This window comes from uncultured Kordia sp., from assembly GCF_947489565.1.
Taxonomy (GTDB): Bacteria; Bacteroidota; Bacteroidia; order Flavobacteriales; family Flavobacteriaceae; genus Kordia.
In genome coordinates this window covers 96,543-117,535 of the sequence record NZ_CANLEA010000001.1, presented here as the reverse complement: position 1 = coordinate 117,535, position 20,993 = coordinate 96,543, and the positions used below count along the sequence as shown (strand labels likewise).

19 protein-coding genes are annotated in these 20,993 nt (G+C 33.0%); 4 read left to right on the top strand and 15 right to left on the bottom strand.

Features of this window, described 5'->3' with window-relative positions:
• Positions 1 to 3 precede the first annotated feature (3 nt).
• Genes Q0845_RS00520 through Q0845_RS00505 form a run of 4 tightly spaced genes read left to right on the top strand, consistent with a single transcriptional unit; the run spans position 4 to position 3,182 of the window.
• Positions 4 to 1,278 (top strand): hypothetical protein, encoded by a 1,275-nt coding sequence (locus Q0845_RS00520; RefSeq protein ID WP_298507517.1) that lies wholly within the window; start codon positions 4 to 6, stop codon positions 1,276 to 1,278.
• A complete protein-coding gene (locus tag Q0845_RS00515; protein ID WP_298507515.1) occupies positions 1,266 to 1,583 on the top strand; it encodes a hypothetical protein in 318 nt (105 codons plus the stop codon). The genes Q0845_RS00520 and Q0845_RS00515 overlap by 13 nt, the downstream gene beginning before the upstream one ends.
• Positions 1,576 to 2,046, top strand: a complete 471-nt coding sequence (locus tag Q0845_RS00510; protein ID WP_298507513.1) for a hypothetical protein — start codon at positions 1,576 to 1,578, stop codon at positions 2,044 to 2,046. Before Q0845_RS00515 ends, Q0845_RS00510 begins: the two co-directional genes overlap by 8 nt.
• Positions 2,043 to 3,182: a type II secretion system F family protein gene (locus Q0845_RS00505; protein ID WP_298507510.1), complete on the top strand. Its 1,140-nt coding sequence runs from the start codon at positions 2,043 to 2,045 to the stop codon at positions 3,180 to 3,182. The genes Q0845_RS00510 and Q0845_RS00505 overlap by 4 nt, the downstream gene beginning before the upstream one ends.
• Here the strand turns inward: Q0845_RS00505 and Q0845_RS00500 are convergent, their stop codons facing one another.
• From Q0845_RS00500 to Q0845_RS00430, 15 genes are all read right to left on the bottom strand, one after another.
• Positions 3,183 to 3,695, bottom strand: a complete 513-nt coding sequence (locus Q0845_RS00500) for a hypothetical protein (protein ID WP_298507507.1) — start codon at positions 3,693 to 3,695, stop codon at positions 3,183 to 3,185.
• Positions 3,688 to 4,884: a hypothetical protein gene (locus Q0845_RS00495; RefSeq protein WP_298507504.1), complete on the bottom strand. Its 1,197-nt coding sequence runs from the start codon at positions 4,882 to 4,884 to the stop codon at positions 3,688 to 3,690. Before Q0845_RS00495 ends, Q0845_RS00500 begins: the two co-directional genes overlap by 8 nt.
• A complete protein-coding gene (locus Q0845_RS00490; RefSeq protein WP_298507501.1) occupies positions 4,884 to 7,091 on the bottom strand; it encodes a general secretion pathway protein GspD in 2,208 nt (735 codons plus the stop codon). Before Q0845_RS00490 ends, Q0845_RS00495 begins: the two co-directional genes overlap by 1 nt.
• A 5-nt stretch (positions 7,092 to 7,096) precedes the next feature.
• The gene (locus tag Q0845_RS00485) at positions 7,097 to 8,506 is read right to left on the bottom strand and encodes a GspE/PulE family protein (protein ID WP_298508754.1); all 1,410 of its coding nucleotides are present in this window, start codon (positions 8,504 to 8,506) and stop codon (positions 7,097 to 7,099) included.
• Entirely contained in the window at positions 8,506 to 8,949 is a 444-nt protein-coding gene (locus tag Q0845_RS00480) for a hypothetical protein (protein WP_298507499.1), read from the bottom strand. Before Q0845_RS00480 ends, Q0845_RS00485 begins: the two co-directional genes overlap by 1 nt.
• A gap of 35 nt (positions 8,950 to 8,984) precedes the next feature.
• Positions 8,985 to 9,407, bottom strand: coding sequence for a type IV pilin protein (locus tag Q0845_RS00475; RefSeq protein ID WP_298507497.1), 423 nt, complete (start codon positions 9,405 to 9,407; stop codon positions 8,985 to 8,987).
• Between the two features lie 174 nt (positions 9,408 to 9,581).
• Positions 9,582 to 10,253, bottom strand: coding sequence for an IS1 family transposase (locus tag Q0845_RS00470; protein WP_298507495.1), 672 nt, complete (start codon positions 10,251 to 10,253; stop codon positions 9,582 to 9,584).
• A gap of 285 nt (positions 10,254 to 10,538) precedes the next feature.
• Positions 10,539 to 10,976 (bottom strand): hypothetical protein, encoded by a 438-nt coding sequence (locus tag Q0845_RS00465; RefSeq protein ID WP_298507492.1) that lies wholly within the window; start codon positions 10,974 to 10,976, stop codon positions 10,539 to 10,541.
• Between the two features lie 31 nt (positions 10,977 to 11,007).
• Positions 11,008 to 12,072 carry an RHS repeat-associated core domain-containing protein gene (locus Q0845_RS00460; protein ID WP_298507489.1) on the bottom strand — a complete coding sequence of 355 codons (1,065 nt, stop codon included), beginning with the start codon at positions 12,070 to 12,072 and terminating at the stop codon, positions 11,008 to 11,010.
• A 65-nt stretch (positions 12,073 to 12,137) separates the two neighbouring features.
• Positions 12,138 to 12,695 carry a hypothetical protein gene (locus Q0845_RS00455; RefSeq protein ID WP_298507487.1) on the bottom strand — a complete coding sequence of 186 codons (558 nt, stop codon included), beginning with the start codon at positions 12,693 to 12,695 and terminating at the stop codon, positions 12,138 to 12,140.
• Between the two features lie 35 nt (positions 12,696 to 12,730).
• The gene (locus Q0845_RS00450; protein WP_298507484.1) at positions 12,731 to 15,979 is read right to left on the bottom strand and encodes a DEAD/DEAH box helicase family protein; all 3,249 of its coding nucleotides are present in this window, start codon (positions 15,977 to 15,979) and stop codon (positions 12,731 to 12,733) included.
• A gap of 94 nt (positions 15,980 to 16,073) precedes the next feature.
• Complete coding sequence (locus tag Q0845_RS00445; protein ID WP_298507481.1) at positions 16,074 to 17,228, bottom strand: endonuclease/exonuclease/phosphatase family protein; 1,155 nt, start codon at positions 17,226 to 17,228, stop codon at positions 16,074 to 16,076.
• Between the two features lie 143 nt (positions 17,229 to 17,371).
• Complete coding sequence (locus Q0845_RS00440) at positions 17,372 to 18,277, bottom strand: tyrosine-type recombinase/integrase (RefSeq protein ID WP_298507479.1); 906 nt, start codon at positions 18,275 to 18,277, stop codon at positions 17,372 to 17,374.
• A complete protein-coding gene (locus Q0845_RS00435; RefSeq protein WP_298507476.1) occupies positions 18,270 to 19,217 on the bottom strand; it encodes a tyrosine-type recombinase/integrase in 948 nt (315 codons plus the stop codon). Before Q0845_RS00435 ends, Q0845_RS00440 begins: the two co-directional genes overlap by 8 nt.
• Before the next feature lie 173 nt (positions 19,218 to 19,390).
• Entirely contained in the window at positions 19,391 to 20,920 is a 1,530-nt protein-coding gene (locus tag Q0845_RS00430) for a hypothetical protein (protein ID WP_298507473.1), read from the bottom strand.
• Positions 20,921 to 20,993: the final 73 nt, after the last annotated feature.

Here is a 20,993-nt window from a genome sequence, read left to right as displayed (position 1 = left end):
CGTATGAAATTTCACAAAATCAAAGCCGGTGCGTTACAATTTGCTATTATGGTTTCGGCCATTATTGCTGTATTGCTATCTGTTTTTATTGTGCTGGTCCATTCACATTCGTTATTTGAAAAAAAGTCCAATCTACTCATAGAAACCATTCAGCAAACAGAGCATGTTCTATTTGCAGAACTCACTAATTTTTCAGTAAAAAAAGATACTGTTTTTAATCTCTTAGAAGAAGAAAAAAATAGAACTTCCAAACTTCATAAAAGCTATTGGGGCATCTATGGAAAAGTATATGCGCAAACGGAAACCAAAGGAAAAGGATTTGAAAGACTAGCTTTGGTGAGTGGTTGGCAATCCAATATAGATAGAACTGCATTGTATCTAAAAGAAACAAATCGTCCTTTGATTGTCGTTGGTAATACCAAAATTCAGGGAAAATCGTATTTGCCGGCAAGAGGCGTTAGAGCAGGAACCATTTCTGGGAATTCGTATTATGGAAGTCAATTGGTGTATGGAACTATTTTAAAAAGTAACGAAACACTTCCTAAACTTTCGCAGCAATTAAAAAATCATCTGGCTTTTTTACAAAAAATGCCGCTCCCAACTGATGATGATCTTTACATTAATCTCAAACAAGGAAAAACCTACACAAATTCATTTACAAAACCTGTAAAAACAGTGTTTAGTCGTGGCGAATTGGATCTTTTTGATGTAAAGCTTGTTGGAAATATTATAGTTCGATCAGATACAAAAATAAAAGTGGCAGCTTCAAGCTGCTTAAAAGATGTGATTTTGATTGCACCAGAAATCGAGATTGAATCCAATACCAAAGGAACGTTTCAAGCCATTACTAGCAAACAAATTAGTGTTGGAAAAAATTGTGAGTTAGCGTATCCTTCCGCACTTGTCTTAACTGCTAAAGATGATGTAGAAGTACCTTCTAACCAAGAACTCAAAAAACATATTTTTATAGATAAGAACACTAGTATTAAAGGTATTATTTGCTATTTACAAAACGAAACTAAAAATCGATTTGAACCGCAAGTACTATTAAAAGAAAACACAACACTTGAAGGTTTTTTGTATTGTGAACAACAGATAGAATTGTTAGGAAATGTGTATGGAAGTATCTATACTAGCGGATTTATAACGAAACAATATGGTTCTGTATATCAGAATCATATTTATAATGGTGTAATTTCAAGTACAGAATTGATAGATGAATACGTAGGTTTTCCTTTTGAGAATCTCGATTATAAAGTGGTGAAATGGTTGTACTAAAAAAAATAAAAGCCGCTACATTGATGGAAACTTTGGTTGCCACCGTATTGATTGTACTAGTGTTTATGATTTCAACTTTTTTATTGAATTCACTATTTAATACTACCGTTAGACAAAATACAGACACCTTAAAAACGCATATTTCGGAGCTAACTTATTTATCTACTCATAATCAGATTGCAATTCCGTATGATGATGAATTTGAGAACTGGTATATTTCTGTAACACGAGAAGGTAAAAAGCTCATTTTTGAAGCTTCGCATAAAGAAACCAACAAAATAATTCATATAGAACATTATGAATAGTCAGAAACACAAAATAGCTGCTTTTACACTCAGTGAACTCATCATCGTGATCATGATTACGGTCATTGTGGTTGGCATTGCATTTTCTGTGTTACAACTTGTACAAAAGCAAATGTTTGGTATAAAAACAAACTTTCAGCATACCACAAGTATGACTTTATTAGAACAATCATTAACAATAGATGCCCATCGATCCAATCATATTCAGTATGATGACTTGGAGAATACACTTCATTTTATCTCCGAAATTGATACAGTGAGTTATAGATTTGATAAAACAACGGTTCAAAAAGCAACCGATACGTTTGATGTAGTTGTTACAGATACTAAATTTTACTTTGAAGGTGTAGAAACCAATTCTAATAAAATTGATGCGTTTAAATTGACTGCTGGAAAAGAATTTAGAAATGCTGCTATTTTTATTTACAAGCGAAATACTGCAAATACCTTTATGAATCCATGAGTTTTAAGTTAGAAAATATCAGCCCAAAAAAAGCTGTTTCCCAAAAGAAGCAATCGGATATCTCTTCTATTTTGAAGAAAGAAATTGTCCTTTTCGGGAAAGGGTTTTCTAATAAGCTCAAAGAAGACTTTTATACCGAATTGGCGGTTTTATTAAGTGCCGGAGTTTCGTTAAAAGAAGCTTTGGAACTCCTGCATAATTCACAAAAGAAAAAAGCGGCCAAAGAAATACTTGGAACTGTCGTTGAAGATTTGGTTGATGGACAAAGCATGTCGGAAGCTATTCGATCACATAAAGCCTTTACAGAATACGAATATTATTCTATTAAAATTGGAGAAGAAACTGGAACTTTAGCAGAAGTTGTAAAGCAATTGGGCAGTTTTTTTGGCAGAAAGAATCAACAACGCCGTGATGTGATTAGTGCTCTTACCTATCCAATTATAGTATTGAGTACCGCATTTTTAGTAGTGCTCTTTATGTTGCAATTTGTAGTGCCAATGTTTCAAGATATTTTCAAACAAAATAAGGTCGCATTGCCAGGTATTACTGAATTTATCATTAGCGTTTCGGAATTTATGAAATCCTATGGTTTCATTATTTTGGTTGGAATGATTGCCTTATTCTCCTCTCGATTTTTATTCAATAAACAAGAATGGTATCGCCGATTTAAAGATAAATTTCTTATAAAACTGCCATTCTTTGGAAACTTTATCAAAACGGTGTATTTATCACAGTTTACACAAGCTGTCGCGTTATTATCAGCTTCCAAAGTCCCTGTAATCAATAGTATTCAATTGGTTAAAAAGATGATTGACTTTTATCCGTTGCAAGATGCTCTAGAAAGTGTAGAACAATCTATTTTACAAGGAGCAACTTTGAGTGAAAGTTTGGCTTCGCATCCTATTTTTAGTGATAAGATGATTACCTTGGTAAAAGTCGCCGAACAAACCAATCAGACTGAGTTTATTTTTGACAGATTGAATATACAATACCATGAGCAAGTCCAACGCCAATCGAAAATGATGTCTACTATCATGGAACCGTTGATTATTGTTTTTGTCGGAATCATGGTTGGAATTATATTAATTGCTATGTATTTACCAATGTTTAAATTGGGGACGGTTTTGGGAGGTTAATTATCCTAAACTTTGCAATACGATTTTGGCTTGTAAATAAGATTTACCAGTGCGATAGTTTTTCTTTTTTTCATACCAAACACTAATAACTTCACCGTATTTAGTGCGTTGTTCTAGTGTGTAGATAAGTTGTAGAATATTATTAAAATGTCCCTCTACTGTAAATGAATAGGTATTTATGGTTAATGATTGTTCAGCATATACATGTGGTTCTAAAAAATCGATCACTTTTAGGTTGTGAGCTTTTGAAAATGATGTAACTACATTGAGTAAGTTATTCTGCAAAGATGTACCGCCAATTTTATATTTGGTTAATAGCGAATCGTAGTATTGTTCTTTTTTCTTGAGTAGCGCGATTTGTTTTGGTGTGTTTTCAAATATTTTTTGTTCTTGTATCAGTTTTGAATGTTCAGATTTTAATGTAAATGTATTCGCTATGGCAAATTTATAGCACAAAAATAGCAGGACAACAAATCCTCCGATAAGTAATTTATTTTTAAGACTATTACTCATCAGACATCTCTATTTTTAAGGTGAATTCTGAAGTTGTCTTCGATTGTGATCCATAATTTACAGGTGTTACTTTTACAATCCAATCAAAACTTTCTAGTGTTTGAATCCAATTGAAAAGTAGGTTACTATCGGTAGATATTCCTGAAATTATGATGGTATTTTGCGTCAACCGAATAGCCGTATTCTTTTTAATTTTCTTGGTAATTGGTTGATACTTTAATTCCGCTAATTGAATCGTATTTGGAAGTGAATTTGCTATCGCATCAATATAATACGAACTTCTGGAAGATGAGTTTTTTAAAACATCGTCTACAGTTTTTTGTTTTTCATCTACAACAGCTTTGAGTTTCAGTAATCTTTCCTTTTGCGAGCCATTTACAGCAGCAGTTTGTTTCATACTTTCCACAGCACTATAGTAGGAATTGAAGATGAAAAAGTTCAACAGTAATAACAATAAAATAAAGCCTAAGCCGAATAATAGAAATTGACTAAAGAAACGTTTCTGATGAAAGTCTTCAACAAGTTTTGTTTCTTCTTCATCAAAATTAGAGCTTGTGTTTTTTGACTTTAGCATATATGATAACGCGCCTGCAAAAGTCAGTAATTGTGTGTTTTTTACTTCCAGTCCATTTACCAAATACGATTGTTCTGGAATAGTATCTACTAGTGAAATTCCTGTGATTTGGTTAGCTTCTTTCGTCAGTAATGCATTGGACGTATAATACGTCGGTGATTCTATAAAATCATTCACAAAAGAGGTCTTGGCATTTCCGAGCGAAAAACCAATAATAGTAATATTGTGTTTTTTATAAACTTCCACTAGTTTATCTACCGTAGATTTTCTGCAAATAGCAATGTTATGAAAACTACCATGCGAGTCTATTTCATAGTAAAAGTCTTTGATTTTTAAGTTTGGAAATGCTTCAAACAGTAAACGATTGCTTTGTTTTTCGTTACTTTCAATATATTTACTTAAAACTGCATCATTATTCACAATTAAAAAAGCGTGTTGCTTTTTTGGCAAATGCTGCGCTATTTCTTCAATATTTTTAGCTACAAAAGATGTATCAATAACAACTTCACTTTTCTTTTTTTGCAATAGTATGGCCTCAATAGTGTATTGACTATTGTGCTCAATACCGCAATAAGTATTTCCGTACAGCAAATATGTTTTTAATGTATCTAGCATTAATGAATTACCGTAGGTTTGATAAGTACTGTTAATCTAGATTTAGATTTTTGTCTTCTTCGTTTGCTAAATAGCCATTTAATCACTGGAATTCTTGCTAAGAACGGCACTCCGTTTCCTTCATTTCTATTCTGCATTTCTTCAATTCCTCCCAAAACTGCAATATCTTGGTCGCGCATTCTTATGATAGATCTAAATTCTCTAGAACTGATATCTGGTGGTGCATTTTCATCAATTCGATTTCCAAACGTAGATTGAATGACAAAGATATCTAGCGTTACTTGTCCGTCGCCAGAAACAATTGGTTTTATAGAAATTCCTAATTCAGCATCAATCGGATAATAATTGGTGATCTCTGAAGTTTGCGGATTGTCCGTTCCATAAATATTACGTTGTGTAACGGCATAATACGATGTTGTTCCATTTGACAGAGTAGCGCGATGCCCGTTAAGCGTTGATATTTTTGGCGTAGAACGAATTTTAATATCACCATCTTGTTCCATCGCAGAGATATTGGCAAAGAATTCTGGCACAACTTTTCCTAAGTTGAACGAACCAAAACCATCAAATCCGCCAATGACACGATTTACCGTATTTGCACCAAGTGTTAGATTGGTTGTTGGAAAAAGACTTCCGCTCGTTTGTGTTGGTCCATCACCAATTCCCCAACTAATTCCCGTTTCTACCACAGATAGTTTGCTCACATCAATCAGCATGACTTCAATTAAAATGACTGGAACTGGTTGATCTATTTTTTCAATAAAGTTTCGAAAGCGTTTTACACTGGAACTTGGACCACTAACATAAAAACTATTGAGTTCAAAATCAGCTTGAATCTGTAAATCGGCAATTAAATCAGCAGGTAAAATATTGATCAGTGCTTCCGCTTGACTTCTATTGTTATTTGCCAAACCTTTTCCTTGATTTGACTGTCCAGTTTTACTTAACGTAGGTCTATTACTATTGTTATTGCCTCCACCTGAAAAAGAATCGAATTGATTTCTGTTTCCAAAATTAGTATTATTTTGCCCTACATTACTATTTCTGGCTCTTGTGGAATAACTGCCTTTGGAATCGGTTAATAATTCAATAGAACGATGCATTAATGGAATGATAGAAATTTCTCGGAGACTCAGTTGATTTGCTGTCCCAAAAATATACATATTTCGATCTTTCTTAAAAGTGAAAAATGCTTGTGCAGTATTGGATGCTTGATTGTTTTGATTTCCTCGTTGATTTGTATTCTTTCTATTTGCATTTGTGTTCGTATTCACAATCATATTTTGACTTTGATTACTTTCAAACATCTTCGTTAATAAATCGTCAAAATAAATACGTTTCGATTTAAAACTTGCAGTTCCTGCTGTCGTTAGCGGCGTAGATGTAAACACGTCTATATCTAAAGCATTCCCAATGTCGTGAATTACGGCATCGATAGGAACATTGGTAAAATCAACTTCTATCATTTTTCGTTGTTTGTCTACAACTTTAAAGTTGAAATTTGACTTTCTTCTTCTAACTTGTGGTTTTACAGCACCATTTTGAGTATCAGAAATAGCTTGCACATCACTTTCGAAGATGTAAAAACCATTGCTTGCCTTTTCCATGTAAAGTCCATTTGCATAGGCTAATTGTTCCATGGCAGTATCAAACGAAGTGTCTTTTACATAAAAAGTGATTAATTTATTTTCAATATCAGGCGAGAAACTTAAGTTTTTTCCAGTTTTAACCATGATTTTTTTAAAAGCCGTATACAAAGTATCTGATTTGATATCCAAACTCACACGATCATTTTTCATATCATACGTCATCGGAATCGTCTTTGGCTGAACTTTTTCAACAGGCTTGATGTATTTTTTTATCGATAGAATATTTCCTGTGAATTCAATCGTCAATTCATGTTCTTTACATAAAAAGACTAACAAATCGCCAACAGTCACATTTGGAAAATTAGTTGCTACTGAAATTCTATTTAATTCAGAAGAAATATTAAAATTTAGCTTGTGAATATCTGCAATTGCCAATAAAAAACTACTGAGCGTAGCGCCATTAACGCTAATGTCTGTTTTTACATTTTCTGTCAATCCAACATTGTCAACAGCAAGTGTTTCCAGTTGATTTTTTATAGCTTCGATACGTGGCTGCTCTTGTGCAAAAACTGCCAACTGCATAAAGCATAGTAATATGATAAGAATTAATTTCTTCATCTTTTTTAGTTTGATAACAAGGCGTACGCTTCATCAATAGATGTTGTTCCATTGCCAATGAGCGTCATTGCGTTGTCTTTTAATGTTTTTATATTTTTCTGTTTCAGATAGTCTGAAATTTCTGTTTCATTTTCTTTGATCTGATTGATGAGTTCTGTTCCGATTGGAATGATTTCATAAATCGCTTTTCTCCCTAAATACCCAGTTTGATAACATGCATTACAACCAACTGCAACATGATGTGTTTGAATAGTTTTTGGTAAAACCACATCTTTTGGTAAAGTAGCCGTTTCTATAGATTGCTCTTTTTTACAGTGATTGCAAAGTTTACGAACCAAACGTTGCGCCACACTCATATTGAGCGTACTTGCAATTAGAAATGGCGGAATGTCCATGTCTATCAATCTTGAAACTGTTGCCCAAGCCGAGTTGGTGTGAATGGTAGATAATACCAAATGTCCTGTGAGTGCTGCACGAATCGCCATATTCGCTGTTTTTGCATCACGAATTTCTCCTACCATAATCACATCAGGATCTTGACGTAAAAAGGTGCGGAGTGTACTTGAAAAATCAAGCCCAATATTTTCTTTGAGTTGCACTTGATTGATTCCTTCTAAGGTATATTCTATCGGATCTTCAATCGTTAAAATATTCGTTTCAGAATCATTCAAAAGCTTTAAAGTTGCATATAATGTCGTCGTTTTTCCAGAACCTGTCGGTCCAGAAATCAAGATAATTCCATTCGGTTTTTTGATGATTTCCTTGTATGTGTATAATTCATCTTCAGAAAAGCCTAATTCCTCCAAATTGATATGATTAGCATCTTTACTTAAGATTCTCAACACCATTTTTTCGCCATGCAAGGTTGGTAAAGAAGAGACACGAATATCAAATTCGCCTTGCGCATTATTGATTGTGATTCGTCCATCTTGCGGCAAACGTTTTTCAGAGATGTCTAACTGTGCTTTGATCTTGATTTTATTGATAATCACAGGATATTCCGTAGATGGAATTACATATTGCTCTTTGAGTTTTCCATCCAATCGGAAACGGATTCTACACGAATGTTCATACGGTTCAAAGTGAATGTCACTACTTCCAATGTCTTTGGCTGCAATGATGATTTTCTGTAAAAAATCGTCTGTATAATGTAGTGCTTCTGCTTTGCTGCTTGCTGTTTTTCGAAAGTTCGTTGCCAGATACTTCTCAATGGTTTCAACAGATTCTAATTCGAGTCGAATCTCTTTATCAAACACAATCGAGAGTTCTTTTCGCAACGCTTCATTTGTAGATTCTGACTTAAATGTCAGCACTTCATTTTCATCTGCAACCGGAATCACACGATAGTGATACGCTTGCGAACTGCTGATGAGCTGCTGTAACGAAACATGTATGTTATAGTCTTTTGCTTCCATCATACACTATACATATTAGGCAATAATGCTGTCCAATGCATTATATAAATTCCAATAAAAAATACACTCATATATCCAGCGAGTGGTACGGATGTTTCTTGAATTTTATTTTTTAGAACAACATGCAACAGCAGTGAAAAAAGTAATGAAAAGACAAAAAATATGATAAACGAAGCTATTGGAAAAGCGACACATAAACCCAGAAAAAACAAGGCATCACCCAATCCAAAGACTTTTTGTAAACTCGTTTTTAGTTTGAATTTTGTATAGGTTTGAAGCACAATTAAAATCAGCATTATAATTCCTAGATTCACTGCAATCGTTCTCCAAAATAGATCGAAAAACGTATTCATAAAATATAAATATCCTGCTGCACAGGCTACTATTGGAAATAGAAACCAATAGACACTTCTTTCTTTGATATCTTGGTAAAAAATGACCACGAGTGTTAGGGTTAATATGATTTTTACAGCAACGATCAATCTTTTACAATTTCTTTGGGATTGCCTTTTTCATCAATTTCCCAAACATTATAAACTCCATCTCCATCAAAGTCTTCTATAGCTTCTGCGCGTGCTTTGAATGTTCCATTATTTGCGGCAGTAATTTTATAGGAATAGCGCGCTGTTCCACCCTTATTGGTTGTGAGTGGCACTTCAAAGTCTATCTCATTAAAGTCGTTCGAATAGCGTGAATATAAATAGCGATATTGCGTTTGCATCGAGTGAATCGCTTTGAGTTGCGTTTGTGCTTCTACAGCTTTTGCCTTGTTTATATAAGGCATCAAGTTTGGTAACGCAATCAGCAACAAAATTCCAATAATAGCGAGTACTATCAAAATTTCTTGCAAGTTAAATGCTTTTATTTTATGATTTGATAATGAGTGTTTTGTAAGCTTCATACACAGTATATCTACGTCTATTTTTAAGTTGAATACGTTGGATTTTGGGGAATATTCAACATAACTAAAATAGTGTATGTAGAGCTGAAATATGTGACGCTTATATATTTTTATGAAGATATTTTTGATGGATTTTTAGTGTTGATACCAGAAATAAATCTTTATTTGTTACTATTAAAATTTTAATTGATAGCCCCAAAGATAGAGTTTCAAGGTTGCTTCTAGCATCTCAAAGGTTTTACTAAAACAAATTGTTCTTCTTGAGAGACGTTTTAGATGTGTGCGTAAGGTTAAATTGTGTCTTTCAATGACTGTTGTATTTTTCTTTCTGGTATCATGTTGAGTTTTGGGAATTAAGCTTTTATATGTTTTTAATCGATCGGTAAATATCATTTTCGGGTAGAGCTGAAGTACTGATTTTGTTATTACAGAAATATTTCGCTTAGTCCTTCTGCCGACAATAAAGTTTATGATTTTTTTGGTATATCTATTGATTGCATACATGATCCAAGCTTCATTTAATTTGTAACCAACTACGACTCGCATTTCATCAAGTTCGTAATATTGATTCTGTTCATTAAATAATGGCTTTGTTATCAAGCAAGCCTTCTCTTTTATGCGTTTAATAATCGTAGTTTTTGATATAGAAAGTAACCGTGCAGTTGCCGTTATACCAACGCTTTCTCTTAGTAATTGATAGATGCTTTTATTGGTATCAATTTTATAAGCTCTGTAGTTATAGCTTCTTTGAAAACTCAGTTTACAGGTTTTACAGTAATACCGTTGCTTACCGTTTGATTGTTTACCATTTTTAACCGCTAGACCTTTACAGTTCTTACATTTCATATCTTCCTATCAACTAATGTGAACCACTAAGATGAAAAAAATTCATTTTAAAGCCTTTACATACGTTAAAAAAGAAAAGGATGAACATAAAGCCCATCCTTTTTCAATATAAATCTGTTTTTAATTTACTGTTTTATAAATGTTTATGATTCAAAAATAGTTCATCAACTAATCTGTACCATTACCGAGAGAGCCTCAAAATTAAAACTTCTCTTTTTTTCAAAAGCACCATTTTAACCCATTACCCAGACATTCTAGCGCCGTCTAGGGATTGCATGGCATCAACTATTCTGTACCATTACCAAAGCTTTTATAATTTTTATATACCTTAGAATTTTCAAGACTATCTTTAATTATTTGGTAATCTAATGGAAGAATATTTAACTCATTATCAACAATTAAGAGTTTGTTTATTTCACAAAAATTAATAATTATGTTAAGAAAAATTGAATAATCGATTGTAAAATTAACCCGAAATGACATTGAAGCAATAAAGCCATTTTCTAAAATTATTTTTAAATAATTACCTTCATTATTCCCATAAATCTTTAAATGTTTTGACCAACTCTCTCCTTCATCAATTTTTTTAATCAGATAATTATCTATTTGCTTCAGGCTTATTTTAGAATTATTCCATAATAAATCATCTTCAAAAAAATCATCTTCAAAAAAAGTTTTAAGGTTTAATCCTTCAAATAGAGTGTATTCTCCTTTTTTAGGCACAATGAAATATGAGTTTTGATAAATTGACATTTTAATATTTTATATGTTTTAAATACCCTGGATTTTTCCCTGGTTCAATAATAGCATGTCCTGGTTGAAATTGTACTTCTCGTACAGGAACATCTATACCTAATCTTTTTGCAATATAAACTCTATGGTGTCCATCCACAATATAGTTTACTCCATTATTTACAGAATATTCAACAGGAACTCTTATGCCGTTAGTTTTTATATCGTTTACGAGGAGTTGGAATTGCCTTCTAGAAATTGTAATTGATTGAGTAGCCTCTAAACTATATGGAGAAACTGATCTTGTTGTATTTCTAGCTGCTGATTTTGCAGGTGCTGATCTTGTTCCTCCAGCCCATAAAGTGGCTACATACAAATAATATTCTGGAGAACTTAAAGCCTTTCCCCATTTACTTTTTAATCCCTTCCATACATCACCCGAAGCCATTGCAATGGTACTTTGATCAGGAGTACCATTTACATAAAATGAATCTGCTAATGTTTTTGTCAAAAATGTATTATTACGAAACCATCCAATACTCCCTGCATCAAGAACATACTCAAGCCTTCCATCTCTAGAAGCCCCATATCCAACTATTGTATTTCCTTTATAGTATGGTACTACATTAAAGTCTCCAACTTTAAATTCTTCAGAAGCTACACTATAATCATAATTTGGTAATGTTCCTTTATATTTTGCAATCTCATAAAATTGCACTCCACATTCATTACAGTCAACACTATTCCCATTACCATCAGAAAATGTGCCATCATTATTATTTGTCCATGTTGTTCCGTTTTGAGATCTATTAAATAAATCTGTTGCAAAGTCAACAGCATCAGCTCCGCTAGGGTCAGCCCAATAAATAGGATTATTATCAAACGCTTGATATGGAGAATAGTCAAAATGTGTCACAGGATCAATTACTATCCAACGTGCAATAGCAGGATCATACTGACGCATATCCATTTCAAGAACATTGAGTCCTAATTCGGCACTTTCCTCAATTCCGTTATATCCGTAGTTGTGATCTCTCCCAGTTATTTGGTTATTATATCCTTTATGTTTAAGCCCAAAGGGAGACAAATCTGCTTGGATTTTTTAGGGCTTTTACTGTTTTTCAGAGCCTTTCAAATATATTCAAAGAACGTTTAAGATGTTGCCAAGCTATGAGCTAAAGCAATCTTCAAATTTAATTTAATACTATTTATATCAGGCATATTCTTTTTAAAAGATTTAAAATGTTTCGTGTCTTTCAAAAAGTGTTTCCTATTTTTCAAATCATTAAAAACTCCTGCATATCCAGCAGAAATAATTACAGCACTATTTTTATAATTACTCATGGTTTTTGAAGCTCTTAATTCTTTTTTGAAAAATTTAGCAAACTCATTGAGTACTTTCTTGTCTTCTTCATTAAGGGTATAGATATTATTTTTATTTTCAGAACTCTTAACTTGTATAAGCATTATGTGCCAAAAACGCCCTCTTCTTGCTACTGCGAAAATATCAGCTGGACTTTGACTTCCTTTTGATTTTTTTCCAATATAGTTCTGAGGTAGTCCTCCAATTTTTCTTAGAATATAATTTTCAGCTGAGTCTCCAGATTCTCTATTACTAACTCCTGCTAAACCTTGGTTCTCAAGAATATATTTCTTTTTTAAACGCCATTTAGTAACAGTTTCATCAACAAATAACTCAAAATTTTTCATTATATATAATATTTTACATTAATAACTATTTTTGATTAACTAGAATAAACCTTGAGTTCTACATTCCCTACAGTATGTAAATAGTGATATGTATTTCCTAAAAGTAACATAATATCTTCAGAGCCATTACCTTTTACAAGGCTTGGTTGAACAATATAAATATGAAATTTCATTTCTTTTGTCCATTTAGCAGCGTTTAATAATAATTCTAAATTTTGCTCACTACCTTTAATGATTCTACTACACGATACTCCTTTTTTTGTTTTGGTTATTCTTCTTAAAAGATGATCGAAAAAATCCTTTCCATTTCGGTATTTCCAATTTAAAGATTTTTGAGCTTGACCACATACTTCATAAAAATTACCTATGTCATTTCCAGTACGCCCATTTTTCGCATATTTTAAATGAAATAAATGTATATCAATTTTTTTATCTTCATCGTTAATCCCTATTATATCAGCAATTTCTCCAGAACCATCATCATCATATATTATCTGAAAATCATCTCTTATTTCATTAATAAAATGATACTGTATAGAATCTGTCTCGTATGGATAAATACCTTGAGCTTCTTTATTAATGGAAACTCCGGTCCAATCGTATGAAATAATATTATCTAATGGAATAACGTCAACCTGTTCTTTTGGAACAACATAACTGTTTTTAAATAGTTGACCTCCATTAGCAAACCAAATTGTAGGTGTAAAAACTTGTAGAAAATCAGTTAAGCTTTCTGTGATATTTCCGTGAGAAATAATTGGGTTTTCATTGGAGATTTTGATAATGTCATGAAATGCTAATTCTTTTCCATCAACCATTTTAGTTCCTAAGGTCAATTCATATAAAATATTAAAATCTTCACATTTAAACGAGAAACGTAATGGAGTATTATTAGGAGTGTCTACTATATTTAATTCAGAATTAGATAAATCATAAGAATTTCCATCAATATGAATAACAAACCTATTCTCTGCATACTCATACATTTCATGATGCCATTCAATAGCAATTGGAATTACATTTGGTCTTTCAGTAATTGTAATAGGCACAAGGGTGTTTTCTAATACAGTATTTGGGTTAATATTTGGGTCTACTAGTACATCTCCTATTTTCTGACACCACTGAGTTAGCTCATTTAGATTACCCCTTAAATAAGACCAAACCTTTCCTTTTACAGAGCAACCTAATGATATCTTCTCCCCATCTTTGAATCCAACTCCAAAAACATTATTTTTTATTAAAGTCCCTTGTTCTAAAAGTTTTAAACCATCTTGAACTCCTTTCCCAAAAAATGATTGGAAACTAATGTCACGTCCTGTACCTTTTCTTGCTCCAACATTATAAAGAGTAAGTCTTTTAACGTCATGAAAAATTTTAAACATATCCATTCCATTGATCATGTTAAATTTATCACCAAAAATCGCTCGAACTAATTTACTTGTAGATAAGTTCTTTAAGGAAGAATTTATGAATACTAAATTTTTATCAGGTCTAAAATCCCAATGAACTACGACCATATTCCATTCCATATTCTGAACTACATCAAAATCTCCCCACTCAACTTTATTTACTTTTCCTAAAATAATAACTAATGTGTTTTTTTCAGGATTATGCTTACTAAATTGATGCTCGTAAGTTCCTATATTATTAATTCCTTCCCTCCAATTATTTGGATTCCAATTATTCCCATTATTACGATAAACAAAAGAACTCATAGCGGGATTAATATTTTGAAAAGGAATATTTGAATCGTCAAGATTATTAAATCCTTCTAAAAACTCTTGAAAATCAATTTCCTTATCAGTAGCACCTTCACTCATATTAGGAAGTAATAAATTCCAATCAGCATTTTTTGCGTATAGATGATTTAATTCTTGCTGGATAGGAGGATAAGCAATGTTTGTTATAAAACTTGCAGTGCCAAGACTCTCAAAAGATGTTCTAGTAAATCGTCCAATAAATTGAAGAGTAATTGGTAAGCTTTGTCTCTCATCATGTATTGCAGCAATTTTTAATTCAGGAAGATCAAAGCCTTCTCCTAACATATTTACGCAAACAACAATACTATGATCTCTTGCTTTTATTGCTGTCACTTTATCTTTTAACCCAGCTATTCCTGTGTATACCATGATAGGGTTTAAATCTTCATAGTCTTTATAATATTCAAAAACTTCAATCGCTCTGTTTTTTGAAACACACCTTGCCATTATGATATGTTGATGACCATTTGCAATATCCTCTCGAAGTTTTGTCACAGCTTTAATTGCAATTTTTTTATCAGCTTCTTTTTTATCGTACTCTCTAATTGGCAAAAAATTAATTTTCTTATAATACCCTTGCCTTTGTGCTTCTTTGAGTGAAAAATTAAAAATAAATTTACCTTCTAAATTTTTACCATCGTTTCTAAAAGGAGTTGCTGTAAATAAAAATATTTTTTCATCATCAAAAAGGTTTATGAATTTTTTCCATGTACTTGCTTCAGAATGATGAGCTTCATCAACAAATAAGTGACTAAATGCATCAGACATAACCCGTTGTTGTGCATTAGTACTTCCTGCAAGAATACTCATTGTGGTAATAACAACATTAGTCTTGGAAATGAAATCTAAAAGTTCTTCTTCATTCTCAAACTTTTGATTTATAACACCAACAATAGGGTTATGACAAGTGTCATCTACCATCCCAAACTCTCTCAACAACCCAAGGGTAATAAATTTATTTGATAATTGTGTACGCAAAGAATCAGAAGGTACAGCAACTAATAATTTACTACATCCATTCGCGACTAATGTAGATAACATTGTTTCTGTTTTTCCTGTACCAGTAGGCATTACAATAATCGCTCGCTCCTCAGGATTTTGAACATGGGCTAGTATTGAATATAAAGCTCCAATTTGAGGAGGTCTTAAGCCATTAATATTTTTTTCAACATCCTCTTTTATAAATCTAAATTTATTTTCCCAAGAGTTTATAACATCTTGAGGAGTCATATTTTGAAAAGAGGGATGTTTTAGCCACCTTTTAATTTTTAAAGAACCAGACTCAAAATCTCTTTTAGTTGGCTTTCTAGTCGTTAATATTGAATAAGTGCAATTTTCAGGCACTTCATCATTTAGATTACTTGTAATAAAATATAATTCTTCGCCTGAAGAAACAATAAATGGAGTCTTTTGAACAAACTCAAAATGTCTAACTTCTGATGATTGTTTATAATATTGCTTTATGAAATTATTATCTTTTGAGTAGATAAGTTTTTCAATTGTAGGTGTATTAATCTGTACCATATAAATCTACTATATTTTATTTTATCTTAAATAACGAATTAATATAGTAAAAAACTACATAATACGGAGTATTTACCTACTTGAATCAATGTTTTTAATGTGTTTTTAGATATTCCAAATAGTTATTACTAAAATCAATTTTTATTTCAACCCACAACGGTAAATGATCACTAGCTTGAAATGTTTTCCATTCATCATAATATTCTTTTAAAGATTCATTAGTTGACTTAGCTTTTGTTAGGCTTTTTATTTGACCTTCTGCTTTCTTCTTTTTGCGTTGTGATGTCGCCTCTGCTAAATCATTTTCTGCTTTAACAAGCTTATCTTCAATTCTTTTTTTCATGATAGGCTTATAAGTTTCAAAATCTTCCTCACGAAAAATACTATCAAAAAACTGAATTACTCTATCATCTCTTTCTGGCTCTAAAAATTGAAGTTCATTTTTTCTTGATCTAAATGATATTTGGTCATAAAATTTTGTTTGGTCTCTATTACTCCCTTTTATATTTTTAACAACACTAAAGCCATTTTTTTCTAAGGCATTATAACCTTCACTTCTAGGTTCTTTGATATTAAAATCACCAACCAAAATATGATTAGAATCACTATTCTTTGCCTCTTTGGATAGATAATTTGCTACTGCATTTATTTCTTGGACTCTTCTCTTATACTTTGTAGTGGTTACACCATTACTTCCAAAATAAATATGGACTGTTGAAAATGTAAATTTAAACCACCCTGATTGAAATTCTACACCGAAAGGAGTTCTTGAAAACTGCCTTTTTTTATTCGTAACCTCACTAATTAATAATCTTTCAGGTAGTACAATTTCTCCAGCGACACCTGTAAACCTGACTTTACTTTTATCATATATAAAACCAAGACGTTCTTGATTACCTCCTAGAGAGCTATGGGTTGTATCAGTAAGTATATAATCATAACTTCCTCCTAGTATTCTCATTAATTTTTTCAAAGGCCACAAATCTGTACAAACTTCTTGGATTGCTATTACATCAAACTTTGAAATAATTTCCGCTATATAATAATATGATTCGTCTAATCTTGGTCCGTAATTAAAACGATCATCATCAAAATTTCTGATGTTCCACGTTCCTAAGATCAAGGATTCAGATGCTTTTTTATTTGGGAAATTAAGGTTTCTAAATTGAGTTCTTAACCTTTGAAGACCATCAATAATTCGATTTCGAGTAGTGATTTCTATTCTCTTTAGAGGTGCATAATAAGGCATTGTATATTATTTAATTTTTAAAAAAGACTTAAATTCTAGATTATTGATAAAAATAAAAAACTGACTCATCATTTCTTTACGGAAATCCGTAACGTGAAAAATTCTTTAAAAGAAGAATAATGATTTAATACTCCTAAAAGTGTTTAATTTATCGGATGCAAATTCTCAATAACTTCTTGTAAGTTTTCAAGGTCATCTTGTAAGTAGCGTTCGGTAGAAGAAATATAACGATGCCCTGCCATGTATTGTACTTCTCGAATGTTGTATTCAGATAGCCAATGCGTAATGACTGATGCACGTACTTGTTTTGGACTGACTATTTTGTGATTAATACGTTTGAGCTTCTTGTAGAGTTGCACCCTTATAATATCAAAACGATTGGAGTTAATTGGAAATAAGTTTTGTGAGTAGTTTTGGAGTTCTTCTTGAAGTATCTCTCGATGTTTTTCGAGATATTGAACAAGCGGTAATATCTGCTGAGATTTGAGTTCGAGTGTTCGCCCATTGGTTTTTCGGGTGCTTGGTATGTACACAATTCCCTTTTCGACGTGAACATGATCTACAGTAAGAGATTTAAGTGCGGTCGTATTCATTCCTTGGTAGACGATAAATCCTGTGATAACTTTGTTGCGAATAGCAACAGAAGGACTACTTGGAAATTCAATATTGTGCGTAGGATAGCTATAATACAAGTCTTCAAGTTCTGCAAACTCAAGGAGATTGTGGTTGAGTGTTCGCTTTACTCCACGTATGTTAATATTCTGAACTGGATTATCAAACCGTAACTCCTGATTAATAAGATAATTGAAATAGATTTTTAATGCTCCAACTTTATGTTTGACGGTGGACTGACTGAGCCGTTTGCCATGCTTCCCTGTTTGCAATTTCTTGACGTATTCCAAACATTGTCGGTAGCTTATCGTATGCGGATCATATTCTTTTAACTCACACCAAGCTATAAATTGAGACTTTGTATCGTCATAAGTTTTAATCGTTCCTTCTGAATATCCATTCTCTTTGAGGTACTGTAAGTATGTTTTATTATTCATAAACTCGTTGTTTGTGGGCGTAAGGATCAGCTAAATGGGTATAGATTTGTGTGCTTTCTAAAGAACTATGTCCGAGAAAAGAACTTATTAATTGAATAGGTACGTTGTTTTGCATCAAGTGGGTTGCAATACTGTGCCGTAAGGTATGGAGTGTAATATTCTTTTCCATGATCGCTTCATTTTGGGTTGCCTCAACAATGGTTTTTAATCTGAGTGCCATAGTCATGTCATTGATACGTTTACCAAGGGAGGATAATAGCAGTGCATCCGTTTGATAGTCAGTTGCAAATTCCATTCGGTGTTCATATACATATTCTTCGAGAATTTCCAAGTTATATTTGTTGATCGGCACAAAGCGTTCTTTGTAATTCTTTCCCTTTCTGACATAGATACGTCCTTTTTGAAATAAGATGTCTTCGGTATCAATATGCACCGCTTCGTTTCTTCGAAGTCCGCAACTGTATAACAAAACCAAGATAGCTTTGTCTCGTGATTGAAAGTATGAAGCCATGTGCGTATACTGACAGGCTTCAAAGAGTTCTTTGATCTCAATTTGTGTAAGGATCGTTTTATTATTTATATAACTTACTTTCTCTTGTTTTAGATGTACACCAAAATTTACATGAGCATTGTGTTCTTTTAAATAGTCCAAGAATTTCTTTAAGGCTTGTTGGTGCTTGTTTAAAAAGGATTTACTTAGAGAACCTCCTCGTCGTTGATTACCACGCTGTGAAAGATAATCATAGTAATCAGTAACGGTTTGGGTATTGATTGTAGCAATTCCAGTATGTCCTTTTCGTTCTAAATAATGAAAGAACTCGCGTAAATGATTCGGTAGGTTGTATACGGTAGACTTTCCGTAGCCAAGGACTTCAAGCCATTCTTTGTATGAGGCTAATAATGTTATGTAGGTTTCGCTTTCAAGTTGTAATTTCTTCATTATTAACGATGTTCTGCGTTATTTTCTCATGTCGATTATCGACCTAGCTTTTGTATTTTGCTTTAAGTGGCGAGCTATTCGCAACTCTTTGATTATATGCACGTTACACTCGCCACTTTAAAAGTGGCGAACCTGTGGCGAGGTGGAGATGGTGAGTCACAGCCAGTAAACACTTAATTTCTTTGTTCTTCGAGTTTTTCAAGGCAAAAACTAAGTGCTGAATTAATACTGTTTTCTAATTCTCCAAACTCGTCCACATCTACGATTTCATACACAAACGAATCACTTTGTATATCCGTTCTTCGTTTGATATATCCTTCTTGTTGTAATACTAGTTGATACCTACGATGCGTACTTTCTGCCATTCTAAATTCTTTGCGAATTTCCCTATTGGTAAATATGCTGTCTTGTTTTTTGTGTAAGTATGTTTTAAGACGTTCAAAGTAACTGCGTGTTGCACCATTTAGATTATCTGATTTACGAAGCAAGATTGGTTTAAGCAGTTCGTTGGCATACTTAATATCTTCTAAGGTTGTTTCAATGTATTCTTCTCCTGTGTGTAAGTCGAACTTTGATTCACGTTGGTGCTGATGATAGAAGGTAACGGCTTCAATGAATTGTAAGTAGTGGGCGTTGGTACGTCGTGGTTTAAATACTGACTTTGGAAGTATGAGTGCTTCAGCAAAAGGATTGATCACCCGAACAGGTTTAAGTAGTCGCTGTACATTTTGCAACAATGCTTCTGCTTGTAATTCCTGTTCAATATCAACGTTCCCCGCTGATAGCTTTCGTTGATAGTTCATAATACGCTCGTCCTGTTCTTCACTTTCATCAATGTAGAGGAGAAAGGAACGATTTGAATTGTCTTCATAGATACTTTCTTTGGTGGTACATCCTGCAACTGATACGGGTCCTTCAACGACCAAGTTCTTGGTTGTTCCTTGTCCACCCGTTCCTTTTTGCACCACTGATTTGGTAATACGTTTTTTGGTTTGTAATTCTCGAAGCGGATACAAAACATCATCTGCTCCGTCTAAATCTTCAATAAGGACTAGTTTATGTTTCAATTCATGTCGCTTGAAATAATAAAAGGAATTACTTGATAGCGAAGTCAAGCTTAATCTGTCTTCGGTAGGAATCAGTTCTGCAATACTTGATTGCAGATGTGTCTTTCCTGAACCGCTACTTCCAAAAGAAATACAGTGGAGCGGATTGTTCATCTTACGTGAAGTAAAGATCAAATACATCAGTAGTCTATTATTCTCTTCTCCAATGACACCGCTTTTACCTATGAGTTTATTTGTTTTTCCTAATAAGTCTTGAGACTTTAAAAAATCCATTGCCGAGCGACGTTCCTTTTTAGACAGCAGATATTCTTCAACTTCATCTTGTTCAACTTGATCAAGCAGTTCCAGTCGGTGCTGTTCCAATTTTGCAATGAGTTCCTGCAAGGCTCTGCGAATAACTGAAGTTCCGATTTCCAGAAATTCAGCAAGCTTACGAACAAACTTCTCAACTCCGTTGGCATTGTACAAATCAATGCTGTGACGTAAGGCGTGGAACTCATCTTCGTTTCGATGTACCTTGATCGTTACGCGAAGCCGATCCAAGCCGAAGGAGGACAAACCGCCAAGGATATGGAATGCCAATCGCTCAGTGGTAAAGATAAAGTGGTTCTTGTTTGAGGTATCAAATTGATTCATAACTAAAAAAATGAGCGTTATCGTGTTTATACACAAAAATATAATGCGAATATAAGCAAAATACACAATTATA